Raw genomic sequence first — 17997 nt, forward strand, 5'->3', positions numbered from 1 at the left:
CCTTGAAGCCGGGATGCTACTTGGCGAACTGGGGCAGCCGGGCCGGCTCGCCGGTGGACGGCTGGACGTTGTAGGTCCGCAGTGCCTGGCTCATCACCGACCGGAAGACCGGCCCCTGGGTAATCCCGTAGATGCTGCCCTTGGGCCGCTGGAGTACCACCTCCACAATAAACCGCGGATCATCCATGGGTGCCATGCCCACGATGGAGGCGGTGTATCCGCAGAACCCCGCGCCGTCGTCGCAGGGGGACTCAGAGGTGCCCGTCTTGGCGCCCACACGGTAGCCGTCGATGGCCGCATCCTTGATTTGGCCCTCGGTGACGGCGCTTTCCAGGATGTCCTGGACCTGCTGGGCCGTGCTGTCCGAAACGATCTGCCTGGAGGGCGCGGCCGGCACCTTCTCCTCGGTGCCGTCCGGTGAGATATATGAGTCGATCAGGCGTGGCTGGAGCATGACACCGTTGTTGGCGATGGACTGGAACGCCCGCACCGTCTGCAGGGTGGACTGGGAAACGCCCTGTCCGAACAGGACCGTGTATTCCTGCCGCCCGTCCCATTTCTCCCAGGGTGTCAGGATGCCTGAGGCAGTGGCCGGCAGCCCAATGTCCGGCGCCTCGCCGATTCCGAACTTCTTCAGCCATTCGTACCGCTGTTCCTTGCTGAGCCGCTGTCCCGCCATCACTGTGCCCGTGTTCATCGAATAGCCCAGGATGCCGGCGAGGGTCCGTTCTTCGGTGCCGTGGGCGAATGAATCACTGAACGTCTGTCCGTCCACGGTGTAGGAAGGCCCCAGGGTGAACGTGTCCAGCGGGGCGGCCTTCCCCTCTTCGATCAAGGCGGCCGCAGTCATCATCTTCTCCACCGAGCCCGGCTCGTAGGCGGCGGTGACGGCGCGGACTCCACGGTCCTTGGCTGCCACCCGGCCCGGATCGTTGGGGTCGGGGGCATTGGTGTCTGCCATGGCCACCAGGTCCCCGGTCTTGGCATCCATCACAATGATGACGCCCCACTCGGCGCCGAGCTTGTCCGTCTGGCTCTGGATGGCTTGCTGTGCGAAGTACTGGAGATCAGAGTTGATGGTGAGCTTGACGTCCTTGCCGTCTTCCGGCGGCGTCAGTTCGTCCATGCCTACCGGGATGCGAAGGCCGTCGGCTCCGATTTCGAAGAGTCTTTTGCCGTCCTTGCCGCGGAGCAGTTCGTCCTGGGTCTGCTCGATTCCGGCCTGGCCGGTGGTGCCGTCCTTCAGGAATCCGATGATGCCGCCGGCCACGGACCCGTTGGGGTAAACGCGCTTGCTCACGCCTTCGGTGACGATCCCCGGGATCTGGAGTTTGGAGATGCGGTCTTCAACATCCGGCTTCACGTCTTTGGCCACGATGTAGTAAGGCCGATCACCGGTCACCGCCTCCCGGATGGCGTCCTTGTCCATCCCCAAGGCAGCGGCCAGCTCCGTGAGCCCCTGGTCGCGGGAGACATCTACCAGCTTTTCGTTGGCCTCATCCAGGCGTTTGAAAGTTTCAGTCTTGGTGTTGACCCTCTGGTCCACCACCACGTTGTAGCGGATGACGCTGTTGGCAAGGACGGTGCCGTTCGAGTCCAGTATGCTTCCCCGCTCGGCGGGCAGGACGGTCTCGGTCATCCGCTTGTTGAGGGCTGCTGCTGCCATGCCGCCGACGTCCAGGCCCTGGACGAGGAAGAGCTTGCCGCCCACCACCAGCAGGAGGGTCAGCATGATGCCAAGCCCCAGCCGCAGCCGCCGGGTGGCGTTGGGTACCTTGTCTACTGCCTTGCCGGTCCTCTGCGCCACCGTGGAATTCCTTGCTGCTCGACCCTGTTACCTGCCAGAAGTGCTGATCTACTGCCCGGGCACCTTCTGTTGGGGCACGGGTACCGTTCCGCCGTGAAGCTCAGCCGCGGGCACCTCCACGGCAGGTTTTGCCGCCGGTGCCTGGGCCGCGGCCTCGCCGGCAGGAGCGTCTGCGGCTGGTGCTGCGGCGGCAGGGGCCGGGGGCACTGCATCTTCCACCGGCTTGCGGCTTTCGAGGGGTTCGCCCTTTGTTGGCGGCGGGACTACGAGGAGCTGGCCGGCCACGGCCGGCGCGGGGATGACGGCGCCTTCCGAGCCACCCTTAACTGCCGGTGTGGCCTTGCCCGTGACGGACAGGGTGGAGAGGTCGATCTGGCCCTTGACGGTGGAAGCCACCATCCCCAGGTCCTTGGCTTTCGCAGCCAGGTTCTGCGGAGCCTCGAAGTTCTGCACCTGCTGGGTGAGGTCCTGGTTCTGTTTGGTCAGGGTGCTCTGCCGCGCGCGCAGCTCCACCAGCTGGTATTGCGCAGTGGAGACGGAGATGTTCAGGACCAGCACGGCGATCAGGGCCACCGCAAGCATGGCGAAGCACAGCACCACGAACGGGGCCCTGCGCTTCCGGGGAACGCTGCTGACCAGCGAGAGCGGGGTGCGGCTCTTCCGGCCCTCACCCGGCGCTCCCGCAGGCAGGCTCCTGCCCGCTGCCAAACTGCCAGAGACGACGGGAAAGTTCTTGACGGCAGCGGTGCTCATGCAGCTCTCCTGGCTCTGATTCGTTCAACCGCACGCAGCCTGGCTGAGGCTGCACGCGGATTTTCGGCAATTTCGACGGCGGTTGGCACCTCTGTGCCTTTGGTCAGGGTCTTCAGTTCGGCCTTGTGTTCCTCCAGCTCCACCGGGAAGCCGAGCGGCGCCGAGGATTTGGATCGTGCCTGGAAAACGCCCTTGACGATTTTGTCCTCCAGCGAGTGGTAGGACATCACCACGATCCGTCCGCCCAGGGCCGTGGCGTCTACGGCTGCTGGAACGGCGCGTTCCAGAACATCGAGTTCTTCATTGACCTCAATCCGCAACGCCTGGAAGGTCCGTTTGGCCGGATGTCCCCCGGTCTTCGCCGCCCCGGCGGGTACCACGGAGCGGATCTGTTCCACCAGCTCGCCGGTGGTGGCGAAGGGCTTTACGGCGCGGGCAGCAACAATCCTGTTGGCGATGCGGCCGGCGAATTTTTCTTCACCCCATTTCCGGATGATCCGGACCAGCTCGTCTTCGCTGTAGTTGTTCACTACGTCAGCGGCGGTCTGGCCCCGGCTTGTATCCATGCGCATGTCCAGGGGCGCGTCAAAGGAGTAGGCGAACCCCCGTTCCCGCTCATCCAGCTGGAGCGAGGAGACGCCCAGGTCCATCAGTATCCCGTGGACCTCGGGGACACCAAGGTCTTCTAGGACGTCCTGAATTTCGTCGTAGACGGCGTGGACAAGGTCGGTGCGGGCGCGAAAGGGTTCCAGCCGCTCTCCAGCGAGGGCAAGGGCTTCTTCGTCCCGGTCGATACCGATGAGGTGAAGGTCGGGGAAGCGCTGGAGCATCGCCTCGGAGTGGCCGCCCATGCCCAAGGTCGCATCGATCGCCACGGGGGTCTCGCCCCGGAGCCTGGCCGCCTCGAAACCAGGGGCCAACAAATTGATGCACCGGTCCCGCAGGACCGGCACATGGCGTTCGGACGTGGGCTTCGGTTGTTCGTTCATCCCTCATCCTTTCTCGCCGTCATGGTCACCGTGCCGGCTTCTTGGGCCAGATCCCCATCCGCGCCTATCGTCCAGCCCGCCTGGCTCCGGGGAAGTGAGTCAGGTTGGCAAGCCGATGGGCGGCTGGAGATCTCGTCCAAGAAGCTCCCTTGGCCATTCCGGCATTCAGAGAATGCCCGGAATGGGATCATCAGTTTCCGAGAAGGCTGTTTCCTTCTCAGCGAGGTACTCATTCCAGGCCTGGGCGTCCCAGATCTCGGCCCGGGATCCTGCACCGATGACGGCAAGCTCCCTACCGAGTCCTGCATACTCCCGGAGCGCCGGTGGAATCGTTACGCGCCCCTGCTTGTCAGGTACCTCGTCAGAGGCTCCAGAGAGAAAAACGCGAATGTAGTCACGTGCCTGCTTGGAGGAGATTGGCGCCTCCCGCATTTGCTCGTGGACCCGCGCAAATTCCTTCTCGCTGAAGACGTAGATGCAGCGTTCCTGGCCCCTCGTGAGCACCAGCCCGCTGGCAAGTTCCTCGCGGAACTTAGCGGGGAGAATGATCCGTCCCTTTTCATCCAGACGTGGCGAGTGCGTGCCAAGAAACACTGGCCCACCGCCTGTCTGCCGTCAGGAACTGCACATCCCCTATGTTGCAACCACCCTCTTATGCCCTCCACATTACTCCACTTTCCCCCACAGTCAACGTAAAAGCCCTCCATCTGTTTGCTATTCGTGGGAACACGGCCGCTAAATCCCGGGGATATGCGCGGGTGGTGGAAAGTGGAGCACTTTAGTCCGCAATTAGTCGGCTGAATGCAGGCTCCATCCGATGTGGCCGGCAACACCAGGGTTACCGGTCGCCAAGCGCTCCGAAAGGGGACTTTAAACGCGAATAGATCCCCCGGAGGGGATCTATTCGCGTTCCAACCCCGCGAGGGGGTGGAAAGTGGAGGGTAGTTCGCGGCGCCTAGGGTTCGCCCCTGCGCCTTTCATCCCAGCGCTCTTCGAGGCTGCTCATAAATGAGCTCCGCTGCTTTCCGGACTTTCCGCTGCCGGACTTAGAACCCGGCTTCGCCGGCCCGGAACTCCGCATCGTGGCAAAATAGACGCCGCCGCCCATCACGATGAAACCCAGGACGCCGACGAAGATGTTCTGCAGCGTTACCCCGACCAATAACAGGAAGACGCCAGCCAGTGCGCAGAGGACGCCAATCACCACGTGCCGCGTGGACCATGACCGTCCCGGGTCGGACCCCATGGAATTAGCGAACTTCGGGTCGTCCTCGTGAAGCTGCTTCTCCAGCTGCTCAAGCAGCTTCTGTTCGTGCTCCGACAGCGGCATCACGACCTCCTTTTGTAGGCCAACGTCCGGGCTGGTTCCCAGCCACTACTTCTGCACCGTTAACGACTGTTGCGCCTAGGTGGTTCCCGCTTCACCCGCATCGGCAAAAGCTGGAACCTGGCACACAGCCGCAGGAGCGGGAGCATGTCCAAGAGAGCCCGGCAGTAAGTCCAGTCACTCAAAAACTATGTATCTCTAAGGATAGTTTGTTGAAGGCCGTTCTGAAAGACGGCAATCGCCTTTGGAGACGGTCTCCAGCCGCGTGCCTGACCGCTCATTCCGGGCCCGTTCCCGGCTCCATGAGCCGGGCCGGCAATACCGACTTGTTCCCGAATTTGCGGGTCACTTCATCCAGCGCCTGTTCCGCCGCACGCCAGTTGTCGTCCCGGCGGTCGATGCTGAGCTGGAGCGACGTCCGGGAAGCGTCTTCCAGTTGCTCAGCCCTGACCCCCACGAGGCGGACCGACATGCCGCGGTTTCCCACCGAGTCCAGCAACTGCAGGACAACCCCGTAAATAAGCTGCGCGCTGTCCACGGGGGTCTGCATGGTCCGGCTGCGTGTGATGGTGGAAAAGTCAGCGAAGCGGAGTTTGAGGGCGACTGTCCGGGCCACCATTCCTGAACTGCGCAGACGCGTGGCAGTACGGTGCGACAGTCGAAGCAGTTCCCGGTGAAGGAGGGCTTCGTCGGTGGTATCCGCAGCGAAGGTTTCCTCGGCCCCGATGCTTTTCTCCAGCCGCACCGGTGTCACTGGCCTCGGGTCGATGCCCCAGGACAACTGGTGGACGTGTTCGCCGGCGGCGCCCAGCGTCTTCCGGAGCGCTGAAACGGGTGTTGCCGCCACATCCGCAACGCTCCGGATCCCCATCTTGGCCAGAACCTCGGTTGTCTTTGCGCCGACGCCCCAAAGCGCACCGACCGGGAGGCTGTGGAGGTAGGGCAGGGTCTCGTCGGGGCCGATCAGGAGCAGGCCGTCAGGCTTGCAGCGGGTGGAGGCGATCTTCGCCACAAACTTTGTCTCGGCTATGCCCACGGACGCCGTAATCCCCAGCTCTGATGCAACCTGCCGACGGATCTGTTCCCCTATCCCCCTCGGCGGACCCAGGCGGCGGAGGGCTCCGCTCACGTCGAGGAATGCTTCATCGACGCTCAACGGCTCGACGAGTTCGGTAATGGATTCGAAGATGGCCATCAGTTGCCTGGACACCTCGTAGTACAGCTTGTGGCGCGGCTCGATAATCACCGCCTGCGGGCACATCCGCGCCGCCACCGCCATGGGCATGGCGGACTTCACGCCAAAGGCACGGGCCTCATAGGATGCCGAGAGCACAACTGAACGTTCCGCCGGAAAGCCAACGATCACCGGCTTTCCACAAAGTTCAGGACGCGTCCGGAGCTCGACCGAGACGAAAAAGGCGTCCATGTCCACATGCATGATGCACTTGCGCCGGCGGGCCGGGAGGCGCGCAGCGGCTGGTTGGTTCATACCGTCGGGCCCCACAGCTGCAATCCTAACTGTTGGTACTGACTAAACTGGAGGCTGAATCCGGCATCAACACCAGGAGGAAAGTCCCTGTGACGGTCTTTGGAAACCTCAAGCCCGCGGGCTTGGCCGCTCTCGCTGCCGGTGCAGCCTTGGCACTGGCGGCCTGCAGCCCCACTCCGTCAGCAACACCGGGATCCACTCCTTCGGCGTCCTCGCCGGCCGGCACACAGTCCGCGGTGACTGCTTCCGCCAGCCCCTCCGCCTCACCCAATACGTCCGCCACCGTCGGTGCCGTTGTGGAAGGCTTCCCGCAGGAACTGCTGCCCCTCATGCCGGGCTCCACTGTGGTGTCGAGCAGCTTCGACAAGGCGTCCGCCCCGGCCACCGCTGCACTGGTGGCCACGGTGGGAGCGCCTACCGCCGCCGTGATCGACTTCTACACCAAGACGCTTGAGGGACAGGGTTTCAAGGCGGTGCCCGGTGATGCAGTTGGAGCAGTCGCCTCCAAGGACTTCGTTCGCGGCGACAACGAGACCGTTAACCTTTCGGTGGTGGAAGCCTCAGGAGTGGCAACCTTCACGATCGGTGCCAACGTGGCAGCTGAGTCAGCCAAGTGACCGCCGCGGAGCAACTCCGGCACGAACAGGCAGACTATGTGGCGGCGGTGGCCGGCGAACTCACCGGGTTCCTCGCGTCGCGGCAGTCAGTCATGTCAGCCATTTCCCCGGACATCGATCCCATCATGGGCTCCATCTCCAACCTGGTGACCGGCGGCAAGCGCCTCCGGGCCCTGATGTGCTATTGGGGCTGGCGCGGCGCGGGTGGCGAAGCCGCTGCCACGGAAGTGGTGACCGCAGGGGCTGCTCTCGAACTGTTCCAGGCGGCCGCCCTGATCCATGACGACATCATTGACCGCTCAGACACCAGGCGGGGAGGACCAAGCGTCCACCGCCGGTTCAGCCAACTGCACGGCAAGCAGGGCTGGGCGCTGGACAGTGAGCGCTTCGGCCAGGCGGCAGCAATCCTCGCCGGCGACCTCTGCCTGTCCTTCAGCGAGGAAGCATTCACCGACATCGGGGAACGGGCAGCTTCGGGAAGCAGGGCCAGGCTGATCTTCAACCTGATGCGTGCAGAGGTCATGGCCGGACAGTACCTGGACATCCTAGAGGAGGTGGCGGGGCCGGTCCGCGACCGCGCCGGAGCCGTCAGCCGCGCGCAGTCAATCATCCGCTTCAAGAGCGCCAAGTACTCCACAGAGCATCCGCTGGCACTGGGCGGTGCCCTGGCGGGGGCCTCGAACGACTTGCTGCGGGGTTACTCCGCTTTCGCGCTCCCGCTGGGCGAGGCGTTCCAGCTGCGGGATGACGTACTGGGAGTCTTCGGTGACCCGCTCACCACGGGGAAGCCTGCCGGGGACGATTTGCGCGAGGGTAAGAGGACGGTCCTGGTGGCACTGGCATTGGACCAGGCCACAACCGCGGAGTCCGCTTTCATCGATGCCCGGCTGGGCAGCCCGGACCTTTCGGACAACGACGTCGAGGAAATCCGGAGGATTATCGAGGAGTCCGGTGCGCTGCAGGCAACGGAGGTCCTCATTGACGAGTTTGGCTCGGCGGCGTTCGACGCCCTGGAGGCCCTTCCGCTCGGCGAACTGCCAAAAACCGCCCTGCGGAGGCTGGCTGAGGCCACGGTCAGCCGAGCCTCCTAGGGCTTGCCCTTCTTACCAGGCCAGGGTCTGCGCCCGGCGCCGGATCTCCGTCTTCCGGCCTTCACGCAGGGCATCGATGGGACGGCCGCGCAGCGATTCGTCCTGGGTGAACAGCCAGACGATCAAGTCCTCGTCCGAGTATCCGGCATCGGCCAAGACCACAATTGTGCCCTTCAGGCTGTCGACGATCTGCCCGTCCTTGATGAATTCAGCGGGCACGGACCTGATATTCCGTTCGCCTACCCTTAGTGCCGCCAGCGCCCGTTCATCAATAAGGCTGTGCACCCTGGTGATGGAAACGTCCAAAAGCCGGGCTACGTCGGGAAGGGGCAGCCATTCGCCCACGAGGTTTTCTACATTACTCACGCATCAAGGTTGCCACGATGGGTACCTTGCCGCCTAGTCGATTCACCCCAGGCCTGCCGCTGACCTGCAGACACTCCGGGAATCTTTCCTTGCAGGCATTCCTGGAATTCTTGTGCTATTTCCGGATTCATGAGAGATTCACAGTATTAACACTAGTAACACCAAAAACTCGAGTAACACTAGTATCAGGAATGTGAGCGGCATCCCCGTCCGCGCCCGCAGTTGAGAAGAGGATCTTTTCATGACAATGTCCCGCTCGCCCCAGCGGCCCCCAAGGCCGAGCCTGCCGATGATTGCCGCCACCACGGCGGCACTGCCTGCGGTCGTATTGTCATCCTTGGCCGTCGCCGAACCTGCTGCTGCTGACAAACCCGCCCGCGCGATTCCTGCTTCCCTGGCTGCAGCGATGGAAGCACAGGCCTCCCAGGCAACGGCTGCCCGCATCCCGGCGGCCTCGGTCTCCACCACCATCCCGGCTGCTTTCAAGCCCGCGGAGCCGTCAGCCCCTGCGGAGTACACCATTGCGCGCGGTGACACCATCAGTGGGATCGCCGGAAGGTTTGGCCTGAACACCGGTGACGTACTCCGGCTGAACAACCTCCAGCCGAACACGATCATCTATCCGGGACAGAAGATCAAACTATCCGGTAAGCCTGCCGCGCCCACTGCCCCCGCTGCCGCCCCCGCGGCACCTTCCGGCGGAGAGGGCGCCACCTACACTGTGAAGCCCGGCGACACGCTGGGCGCCATCGCCGCCCGCCATAACGTCAGCCTGTCCGATGTGTTCAGCTGGAACAGCCTGAACATGCGGTCCATCATCTATCCGGGACAGAAAATCAAGGTGGGCGGGGGGCAGCCCGCGCCGGCGGCACCCGCCGCTGCGCCGGCCCCGGCTCCGGCACTGGCGAATTCCTCGGCCACCCCGGCACCGGCCACGGGTTCGTATACGGTCAAGGCCGGCGACACCCTGTATGCCATCGCGTCACGCCACAACGTCAAGCTCTCCGAGCTCCTGTCGGCCAACCGGATGAGCATGAGCACGGTCATCTACCCCGGCAACAAGCTGGTCATCCCTGGAGCATCCGGCCAGGGCGCTGCCCCGCAGCCTGCGGCGGGAGTAGCTCCGCTCGTGCCAAGTTCGTTCCTGGGGTTCAGCTATCCGGCAGCCGTGGTCAGCTCAGCCAACGAGAACAAGGCGCTCCTGAACGCGTCTCCGGTTCCGTCCCGCGCCGAGATGCGCAACATCGTGGCCGATACGGCGCGCCGCATGGGGGTTGATCCTGCCCTTGCCCTCGCCTTTGCGCACCAGGAGTCGGGTTTCGACCAGCGCGCCGTCTCCCCCGCCAACGCCATCGGCACCATGCAGGTCATCCCCAGCTCCGGCCAGTGGGCATCGGACCTGGTGGGGCGCAAGCTGAACCTCCTGGATCCGTACGACAACGCAACCGCGGGCGTGGCGATCATCCGCCAGCTCCTGGCCACCAGCAAGGACGAGGATACGGCCATCGCGGGGTACTACCAGGGCCAGTACTCGGTCAGCAAGTACGGCATGTACGACGACACCAAGGCGTACGTCGCCGCCATCAAGGCGCACCGCAAGAATTTCGGATAGCCCCCACTCCCGGAGTTCCGGGGACTTGGAGGTTATCTGAGACGGGTCCGGACCGGTTACAGGTTCGGACCCGTTTCGTTGCGGGACTAGGATCGAAGGGTGCAGGAACACGTGACTGACCCCTTTGTGGGAACGCTGGTGGACAACCGTTACACCGTGCAGTCCCGGCTCGCGCGCGGGGGCATGTCCACCGTCTACCTTGCAGTGGACCAGCGACTGGAGCGCGACGTCGCACTCAAGGTGCTGCACCCGCACCTCGCCGCGGATGAGAGCTTCCTCGGCAGGCTTGGGCGTGAGGCGAAGGCAGCAGCCCGGCTCTCCCATCCCCATGTGGTGGGCGTGCTGGACCAGGGCCATGATGGGCACACGGCCTACCTGGTTATGGAATACATCAAGGGCCATACGCTTCGCGACGTCATCAACGACAAAGGCGCCCTGCCCCCGCGGTTGGCCCTGGCCCTGATTGATCCCGTGGTGGAGGGCCTGGCTGCGGCCCATTCGGCAGGCTTTATCCACCGCGACGTGAAACCTGAAAACGTCCTTATCGCCGATGACGGCAGGATCAAGATCGGCGATTTCGGCCTGGCGCGGGCTGTAACCACCTCCACGAGTTCCGGGACGCTCATGGGAACAGTCGCGTACGTTTCGCCCGAACTGGTCCTGGGCCGGCCCGCGGACGCGCGGAGCGACGTCTACTCCGTGGGCATCATGCTGTTTGAGATGCTCACTGGCCAGCAGCCGTTCGACGGCGATGTCCCCATCCAGGTTGCGTACCAGCACGTTAACGGGACAGTGGGTCCGCCCTCCGCCCTGGTTCCCGGCCTGGCCGGCGAGCTGGATGAACTCGTCCAATGGTGCACGGCCAACGACCCCGAAAACCGTCCCGTTGACGCCAATGCGCTGCTGGAGGAACTGCGGCACATCCGGACCAACCTGACCGACGCCGAATTGGACCTGCAACCTCGTGCGGCCTCCGCAGCGGGGCCGCTCGCTCCCGGCAATCGCCAGGAAACAGCGCCGGTCCAGGATGGCGGTCTCCCGAACCGCACCGAATTCATCGCCCGCCCCAACAATCCAACAACAGTCATGCCGGCCGGCCCGCCGGCGCCGCCTGCCCGCGGCCCTGGGAAGGGGCAGGAGTCCGTGGGACAGGATCCGGGCCTTTCGGCCGCCCGGGGCAGCCACATGCTCACGCCACCCGGCGAGGACACTGAAGAGCCCTGGGCTCCCCCGGCTCCTCAACTCAGCAAGCGGGCGCAGCGCAAGGCGGAGAAGGAAGACGAGAAGGCCCGCGCCCGCGCCGCCGCCACCCCGGCCCGTACGCTCCGCGAAGGCAACCCCCGGCGCCGCGGTGCCCTGTGGGTGGTGGTGCTCGTCCTGGCCGCCCTGCTGGCCACGGGCGCCGGCTGGTTCTTCGGGATGGGGCCGGGCGCTGCCGCCACTATCCCCTCCGTGGCGAATAAGACAGTGGCAGAAGCCCAGCAGCTCCTCAGCGCAGCCGGCTTCAGGTCCACCACCAGCGATGTCTTCGACGACGACGTTCCCAGCGGCTTGGTAGTGGGCAGCGAGCCGGAGGCCGGAACGGAAATCCGGAAATTCCAGCCGGTATCGCTTTATGTGTCAAAGGGCCCGCAGTTGTTCCCCTTGCCGCAACTCACAGGCGGCACGCTGGACGAAGCCAAGAACGCCCTGAACGCTGCCGAAATGGCCTTGGGCACCGTCACCGAGGCGTTCAACGAAGAGGTGGCAGCCGGCGTCGTCCTGTCCCAGGATCCGGCCGCCGGCACGCCCGCCAGGCATGGAACGCCGGTGGCAATGGTCGTTTCCAAGGGACCCCAGCCCATCCCGGTCCCGACGGTGGTGGGCCAGGACGAGGATGATGCCGTGGACGCCATCGAGGCAGCCGGGCTGAGGGCCGAGGTGGCCCGGGACGAGGTGTTCGACAGGAACATTCCGGAGGGGGCAGTAGTCAGCCAGTCCCCCGCCAGCGGGACGCTAACCCGCGGAGGCACCGTGACCCTGACCATTTCCAAGGGACCCAGGATGGTGGAAGTTCCCAGCTACATCGGACGGCAGGCAAACGAAGCGCGGCGGGCGCTCGAGGCCCTGGGCTTCCAGGTCCGGGTCAATAACGTGCTGGGCGGCTTCTTCGGAACCGTCCGGGACCAGGACCCCGTGGACACCGAAGTCCCCGAAGGTTCAGTGATCACGCTGACGGTGGTGTAGGCGGAGGAACCACCTACACCACCGGACGGGGTCAATGCTTGGCCAGCGCTCCAGCGACGAGGAATGCCATCTCCAGCGACTGCATGTGGTTCAGCCGCGGATCGCAGACGGATTCATAGCGGTCAAGGAAGGCATCCTGGTCGATGGGGTCGGCGCCGCCAAGGCATTCGGCCACATCATCGCCGGTCATTTCTACGTGCAGGCCGCCGGGGACCGTTCCCAGGGCATGGTGCACTTCGAAGAAGCCCCGCACCTCGTCAATGACGTCGTCGAAGTTCCTGGTTTTGTACCCGTTGGGGGACGTCACAGTGTTGCCGTGCATGGGGTCGGTCACCCACAGCACCTGGGCGCCGGAAGCAGTGACCTTCTCGACGACGGCGGGCAGCTTCTCGCGGATGTTGCCGGCTCCCATGCGGGTGATGAATGTCAGGCGGCCGGGCTCGCGCTCCGGATCGAGTTTGTCGATCAGGCGCAGGGCGTCATCCCCTGTGGTGGAGGGCCCGAGCTTGACGCCGATGGGGTTCCGGACGCGGGACAGGAAGTCCACATGTGCGTGGTCCAGTTCCCGGGTGCGCTCCCCGATCCATAGGAAGTGGGCCGATGTGTCATACGGGAAGCCCGTTCGGGAGTCGATCCGGGTCAGTGCCCGCTCGTAGTCCAGCAGCAGGGCCTCGTGGCTCGCGAAGAACTCGACGCGCTTGAGGGCCTCGAAATCCGCGCCGCAGGAGTCCATGAACTTGATGGCGCGGTCGATGTCACGGGCCAGCGACTCGTAGCGGGCGTGGGCGGGGTTTTCGGTGAAACCCTTGTTCCACTGGTGCACGGAGCGGAGGTCGGCGAACCCGCCCTGCGTGAATGCCCGGATGAGGTTCAGCGTGGAGGCGGAGGTGTGGTAGGCGCGGAGCATGCGCGCTGCGTCGTGGCCGCGTGATTTGGGCGTGAACTCGTAGCCATTGACGATGTCGCCGCGATAGGCGGGAAGGGTGACGCCGTTGCGGGTTTCGTCGTTGGAGGAACGGGGCTTGGCGAACTGTCCGGCCATGCGGCCCATCTTGATGACAGGCATCGCCGCGCCGTACGTCAGCACGACGGCCATCTGGAGGATGGTCTTGACCCGGGCGCTGATCTTGTCCGCCGTGGCTGCCTCGAAGGTCTCGGCGCAGTCACCGCCCTGCAGGAGGAACGCCTTCCCCTGGGCAGCGGCTGCGAGCCGCTCGCGCAGGACATCCACTTCACCGGCAAATACCAGCGGAGGAAGCACGGAGAGTTCCTTGACGGAGGCGTCGAAAACGTCCTTGTCCTGCCAGCTGGGCTGCTGGGAGATGGGGAGATCCCGCCAGTCGTCGAGTCCGGGATAGTTGGCGGCTCCGCTCTGGGCGGTGCTGGACAGCGAAAAGGCGGGTTTTGCAGATAGCTCAGTCACCATCTAAGACTAACGGCAGCGCAGGACTGGTGGACACCGCACCGTCACGCTGACCGGGGCCTGCGTCACAACTGCCGCGTGCCAGGTGCCGGGACGCTCATCCGGCGGCGGCAGCACTGCCGTCGTCAGGCCGGGACCGCTCAACCGCAGGACTGCCGGGGCTGGAATCCACGGCGCTGCCCTCACCGGACGCCGGAGACGCGAGGGGTTCCGCGCTTGCCGCCGGCTCCACCGGCTTGCCCGCCAGCCGGAGCTTCACCACCGCGGCATACTCATCCACATACTCCTGCCCGGAAAGCCGCTGCAGTTCGAACATGATCTGGTCCGTGACCTTCCGCTGGACGTCGCGGTCCTCGGCCTGGTCCCGGTACACGCTGAAGTCCAGCGGCTCGCCGAAGATCATGCCGATCCTGCGGATGTTGGGCAGCCGCTTGCCGATGGGCTGGACCTTGTCCGTGCCGATCATGGCCACCGGGATGACCGGGACCCCGGCTTCCAGCGCCAGCCGGGCCACCCCCACCTTGCCCCGGTAGAGCCGGGCATCGGGACTCCGGGTGCCCTCCGGGTAGATTCCCAGCAGGCCCCCATGGTTCAGGACGTCCATGCCCGCGGTCAGGGAAGCGGCAGACGCGGCGCCTCCGGACCGGTCCATGGGCAGCTGGTTGGTCAGGCGGAAGAACAGTGCCGTCAGCCTGCCCTTGATGCCGGTACCGGTGAAGTATTCCATCTTGGCGAGGAAGACGACGGGACGGCGGACCATCAGCGGCAGGAAGATGGAGTCGGAGAATGAGAGGTGGTTGGAGGCAATGATGGCCGCGCCCTGGGCGGGAATGTTGTCCAGGCCCTTGACCCAGGGGCGGAAAAGCAGTTTCAGGACCGGACCGAGGAAGATCCTCTTCATGACCCAATAGAACACGTGGTGAACCTCTCCGGAAGGCGGCCCCCAGGCTCCGCACCGGGCCTGGTCAGCAGTTCAATGCAACCCTACTCTAGTGAGATTTGTCGGGAACAGTGACACGATGGAGTCATGACTGAGAGCAGCATCCCGCCCCGTCCTGCCGCTTTCAGCTATCCCGGACACGGAGCCAACGCGCGGGTTGGCGTCGCCATCTGCCACGGCTTCACGGGCAGCCCCCTGAGCGTGCTGCCCTGGGCGGAGCACCTGGCTGGGCAGGGGTACGCCGTGTCCGTCCCGCTGCTGCCAGGACACGGGACGGACTGGCGGCAGCTCGCCCGGACAGGGTGGGTCGACTGGTACCGCAGCTATGAGGCGGCTTTCCTGGAACTCCGGGCCCGGACCGAAACCTGCTTTGTGGCGGGGCTCTCGATGGGCGGAGCGGTGGCTCTGTTAGCCGCCTCCCGGCACCCGGTGGCAGGCGTGTCCGTCGTCAACCCCGGCCTGAGCTTCTATGACCGCCGGGTCCGTGTCATCGGCCTGCTGAAGTATTTCCAGCGGACCACCGCCCCCATCCAGGAGGAGCAGCCGACGGCGGCCGTCACCGAGGATGGCGACTACTCCCGCACGCCGCTCGCGGCGGTGCATGAACTCAAGAAACTCTTCCGCGCGGCGGCCCGGGGCCTGCCTGCCATCACGGCACCGGTCCAGGTCTTCAAATCCCGGACGGACGTTGTGGTCCCGCCAACATCGCTGGAAATGCTCCGGCAACGGCTCGGCGGGCACCTCACGGAAGTGGTGGGCCTTGATAGCAGCGGCCATGTGGCTACGCTGGACGTTGATGCGCCGGAGATCTTCGCCAGGTCCAGCGCCTTTATCCGCGCCCATGCCCGACTGACCAGCACTTCGGAGACCCCATGATGTCCATCCCGGACCACAGTCCCTTCTCGAGCGTGTCCATTGGGGACGGGCCCAGGACCGGCGTGGTCCTATCGCACGGCTTCACCGGAAGTCCGCATGGTCTTCGGGCGTGGGCCCAGGCTTTTGCCACTGCAGGTTTCGCCGTCCGCATGCCCCTGCTGCCGGGGCATGGCACAAGCTGGCAGGATCTCGCCCGGACGCGGTGGCAGCAGTGGCACGGCGCGCTGGACAATGCCTACCTGGAACTGGAGGCGGAATGTGACCACGTTTTCGCGGCCGGGCTCAGCATGGGAGGTGCTTTGGCGCTGCGCGTTGCCGCCACACGGCCGGTGGCCGGAGTGGTGCTGGTGAACCCCGCCCTGGTCATCGATGATCCCCGGGCCCCGCTCGCGGGCATCCTGAAGCTGGTTTTGAAAAGCACTCCGGCCATTGCCAATGACATCCTTAAGGAAGGAATGGACGAGGGCGCGTACCCCCGCACCCCCGTTGCGGCTGCACATGAAATGAACAAGATGTTCAGGGACACCGCCCGGCTCCTCCCCCGCATCACCGCCCCCGTCGAGGTTTACCGGTCCACGGTTGACCACGTGGTGTCGGACAGCAGCATCGCCGTTCTGCGCCGCGGGTTGACCCATGCGCCGCTGGAGCTGGTCCGGCTCGAAAACAGCTACCATGTGGCCACCATGGACAACGACGCTGAACAGATTTTCCAGGGCTCTGTGGACTTCATCCGCCGGGTGCTGGCCGCAGGCACCCCCTCGGGAAGCGCAACTACGGCAGCAACTGCCTGGGAGGCCCGGAATGAACAGGCCTGACTCCGGCTCCCCCGACTCCCAGGACCAGGGAGCGAACCAGGACGACGCCGTCTGGCTTGACCTGGTGGCACGGCTCGAAGGGGACTCCCCATCCGGCGCCTCGGACGCCCGCACAAGCCCACCGGCCCTGCCTGCTGCTGATCCGGAGGCGCCGGCAGTTCCGGGCCCCACCGCATCCTTCCGCGATTTCGACCCGCTGGGCCTGGCGGGGGCGGTGCCGATGGAACCCTCCGCGGCACAACGCCAGGCGTCCGGCGGCGCAGGCCGGGAAGACCACATGGACGCCCCGCCAACGGGTCCGCGGGATTACGAACTGGACGACGACGGGGACTCCTTCGTCCCGGAGGAACCGCCAAGCCTGGCAGGCACGGACCCGCTGACCATGTTGGCATGGCTGGCTGCCGTGGGCGGCCCGATTGCCCTGCTGCTCTCCGCGATGTTCTGGCGGTCGGCTCCGCTGCTGGCGATCGTCGGCATTGTGGCCGCGTTCGTGCTGGGAACCGTGTACCTGATCATGAAGCTTCCGCAGGAAAAGGACGAGGACGACGACGGCGCCAGGGTCTAGAGCGTCAGCTGCGGACCCGGCTGCTGACCCGTGACAGGTCCGCCGCCCCGATCAGGCCGGCGTTCGGCCCCAGGGCGGCAAGCTCGATCCCCGCGGCCGGGCGGAAGCCTCGGCCGGTCAGGTTCCGCGCGAACGCCTTCTGCGCCGGCTCCACCAGCAGGTTCCCGGCCGAACACAGTCCGCCGCCAATAACGAAAAGGCCGGGGTCAAGCGCCGCGGCAAGGTTGGCAAGCCCGAGGCCGAGCCACTCGCCAACTTCCTCGATCAGTTCGCGGGAGGCAGTGTCGCCGGCAAGCGCAAGCTCGGTCACGACGGAACCGGTAATGGTCTCCGTGCGTCCGCCCACCGCGGCCAGCAGGTCCTGGGCCATCGGGGAGTTGCTTCGGGCAAGGATCCTCGCCTCGCGCCCCAGGGCGTTGCCCGACGCATACTGCTCCCAGCATCCGCGGTTGCCGCACTCGCAGCGGTGCCCGCCAGGCATAATGACCTGGTGGCCGAACTCGCCGGCCACGCCAAAACGTCCCCGCTCCACCCGGCCGTCCATCACCATGGCGCCCCCGATCCCGGTGCCGAGGGTGATGCAGACCAACCGGTCCTCACCCTGCCCGGCTCCGAAGCGCCATTCGGCCCAGGCAGCCGCGTCCGCGTCATTGGCCAGCAGTACGGGCCGCCGCAAGAGCTGTTGCAGGTTGGCCCTCAGCGGTTCGTTGCGCCATGCCAGGTGGGGGCTGAAAAGTACCGTGCCGCCGTCGAGGTCCATCCAGCCGGCGGCGCCTATCCCCACCGACCGGATCCGCTGCCCCCTGCCGAGTTCTTCCACGAGTTCGACAATGACCTGCTCAACCGCCCGCGGATCCGTCCCCGGCGTGGAGCGGCGGGCCTCACTTCGGATCCTGCCCTCCGAATCCACAACGCCGGCAGCGACCTTGGTGCCGCCGATGTCGATCCCGATAGCCAGTCCTTTGCGGCCAAGCCTCATCTGTTCGCGGAAGCCGTTGCCCTGGGTCCTGCCTGCCCGGTACGAAACTGGCCGGCGCCTCCACGGGACGGGTCTTCTGAGCCGGCCAGCCTGCCCTTCCGGAGATTGTGCGTACATAGTTC

The 17997-nt window shown here is 65.3% G+C and carries 17 protein-coding genes; 7 read left to right on the forward strand and 10 right to left on the reverse strand.

Going from position 1 to position 17997, the window contains the following annotated elements:
• Positions 1 to 16: 16 nt before the first annotated feature.
• The 6 genes from AC5RUU_RS18010 to dinB form a co-directional block, all read right to left on the reverse strand.
• Positions 17 to 1807, reverse strand: coding sequence for a peptidoglycan D,D-transpeptidase FtsI family protein (locus tag AC5RUU_RS18010; RefSeq protein WP_493976578.1), 1791 nt, complete (start codon positions 1805 to 1807; stop codon positions 17 to 19).
• Positions 1808 to 1855: 48 nt separating this feature from the next.
• The gene (gene ftsL, locus AC5RUU_RS18015) at positions 1856 to 2560 is read right to left on the reverse strand and encodes a cell division protein FtsL (RefSeq protein WP_493976579.1); all 705 of its coding nucleotides are present in this window, start codon (positions 2558 to 2560) and stop codon (positions 1856 to 1858) included.
• Positions 2557 to 3549 (reverse strand): 16S rRNA (cytosine(1402)-N(4))-methyltransferase RsmH, encoded by a 993-nt coding sequence (rsmH, locus tag AC5RUU_RS18020; RefSeq protein ID WP_493976580.1) that lies wholly within the window; start codon positions 3547 to 3549, stop codon positions 2557 to 2559. Before rsmH ends, ftsL begins: the two co-directional genes overlap by 4 nt.
• A gap of 165 nt (positions 3550 to 3714) precedes the next feature.
• Positions 3715 to 4143, reverse strand: coding sequence for a division/cell wall cluster transcriptional repressor MraZ (mraZ, locus tag AC5RUU_RS18025; protein WP_009358613.1), 429 nt, complete (start codon positions 4141 to 4143; stop codon positions 3715 to 3717).
• A 361-nt stretch (positions 4144 to 4504) separates the two neighbouring features.
• On the reverse strand, positions 4505 to 4879 hold the full coding sequence (locus AC5RUU_RS18030; RefSeq protein WP_493976581.1) for an SCO2097 family morphological protein: 375 nt from the start codon (positions 4877 to 4879) through the stop codon (positions 4505 to 4507).
• Positions 4880 to 5153: 274 nt separating this feature from the next.
• Positions 5154 to 6365: a DNA polymerase IV gene (dinB, locus tag AC5RUU_RS18035; RefSeq protein ID WP_493976582.1), complete on the reverse strand. Its 1212-nt coding sequence runs from the start codon at positions 6363 to 6365 to the stop codon at positions 5154 to 5156.
• A gap of 89 nt (positions 6366 to 6454) precedes the next feature.
• Between dinB and AC5RUU_RS18040 the strand changes: the two genes are divergently transcribed.
• Together AC5RUU_RS18040 and AC5RUU_RS18045 are read left to right on the forward strand one after the other, a co-directional pair.
• The gene (locus AC5RUU_RS18040; RefSeq protein WP_493976583.1) at positions 6455 to 6982 is read left to right on the forward strand and encodes a hypothetical protein; all 528 of its coding nucleotides are present in this window, start codon (positions 6455 to 6457) and stop codon (positions 6980 to 6982) included.
• Positions 6979 to 8073: a polyprenyl synthetase family protein gene (locus AC5RUU_RS18045; RefSeq protein ID WP_493976584.1), complete on the forward strand. Its 1095-nt coding sequence runs from the start codon at positions 6979 to 6981 to the stop codon at positions 8071 to 8073. The genes AC5RUU_RS18040 and AC5RUU_RS18045 overlap by 4 nt, the downstream gene beginning before the upstream one ends.
• A 12-nt stretch (positions 8074 to 8085) precedes the next feature.
• Here AC5RUU_RS18045 and AC5RUU_RS18050 read toward each other — a convergent pair whose 3' ends face one another.
• Positions 8086 to 8439: an Rv2175c family DNA-binding protein gene (locus AC5RUU_RS18050; protein ID WP_493976585.1), complete on the reverse strand. Its 354-nt coding sequence runs from the start codon at positions 8437 to 8439 to the stop codon at positions 8086 to 8088.
• A gap of 241 nt (positions 8440 to 8680) precedes the next feature.
• Between AC5RUU_RS18050 and AC5RUU_RS18055 the strand changes: the two genes are divergently transcribed.
• A complete protein-coding gene (locus tag AC5RUU_RS18055; RefSeq protein WP_493976586.1) occupies positions 8681 to 10051 on the forward strand; it encodes a lytic transglycosylase in 1371 nt (456 codons plus the stop codon).
• A 99-nt stretch (positions 10052 to 10150) separates the two neighbouring features.
• Positions 10151 to 12277 carry a Stk1 family PASTA domain-containing Ser/Thr kinase gene (locus tag AC5RUU_RS18060; RefSeq protein WP_493976587.1) on the forward strand — a complete coding sequence of 709 codons (2127 nt, stop codon included), beginning with the start codon at positions 10151 to 10153 and terminating at the stop codon, positions 12275 to 12277.
• Positions 12278 to 12308: 31 nt separating this feature from the next.
• Here the strand turns inward: AC5RUU_RS18060 and AC5RUU_RS18065 are convergent, their stop codons facing one another.
• Positions 12309 to 13703 (reverse strand): class II 3-deoxy-7-phosphoheptulonate synthase, encoded by a 1395-nt coding sequence (locus AC5RUU_RS18065; RefSeq protein ID WP_493976588.1) that lies wholly within the window; start codon positions 13701 to 13703, stop codon positions 12309 to 12311.
• A 94-nt stretch (positions 13704 to 13797) separates the two neighbouring features.
• On the reverse strand, positions 13798 to 14616 hold the full coding sequence (locus AC5RUU_RS18070) for a lysophospholipid acyltransferase family protein (RefSeq protein WP_493976589.1): 819 nt from the start codon (positions 14614 to 14616) through the stop codon (positions 13798 to 13800).
• Between the two features lie 111 nt (positions 14617 to 14727).
• Here AC5RUU_RS18070 and AC5RUU_RS18075 point away from each other — a divergent pair, with 111 nt between their 5' ends.
• From AC5RUU_RS18075 to AC5RUU_RS18085, 3 genes are read left to right on the forward strand one after another with little or no spacing between them, the layout of a single operon-like run.
• Positions 14728 to 15516 carry an alpha/beta hydrolase gene (locus AC5RUU_RS18075; protein WP_493976590.1) on the forward strand — a complete coding sequence of 263 codons (789 nt, stop codon included), beginning with the start codon at positions 14728 to 14730 and terminating at the stop codon, positions 15514 to 15516.
• Positions 15513 to 16331, forward strand: a complete 819-nt coding sequence (locus AC5RUU_RS18080) for an alpha/beta hydrolase (RefSeq protein ID WP_493976591.1) — start codon at positions 15513 to 15515, stop codon at positions 16329 to 16331. The genes AC5RUU_RS18075 and AC5RUU_RS18080 overlap by 4 nt, the downstream gene beginning before the upstream one ends.
• The gene (locus tag AC5RUU_RS18085) at positions 16318 to 16896 is read left to right on the forward strand and encodes a hypothetical protein (RefSeq protein WP_493976592.1); all 579 of its coding nucleotides are present in this window, start codon (positions 16318 to 16320) and stop codon (positions 16894 to 16896) included. The genes AC5RUU_RS18080 and AC5RUU_RS18085 overlap by 14 nt, the downstream gene beginning before the upstream one ends.
• A gap of 4 nt (positions 16897 to 16900) precedes the next feature.
• Here AC5RUU_RS18085 and AC5RUU_RS18090 read toward each other — a convergent pair whose 3' ends face one another.
• On the reverse strand, positions 16901 to 17875 hold the full coding sequence (locus tag AC5RUU_RS18090; RefSeq protein WP_493976625.1) for an ROK family glucokinase: 975 nt from the start codon (positions 17873 to 17875) through the stop codon (positions 16901 to 16903).
• Positions 17876 to 17997 lie beyond the last annotated feature (122 nt).

This window comes from Arthrobacter sp. K4-10C (genome assembly GCF_059090085.1).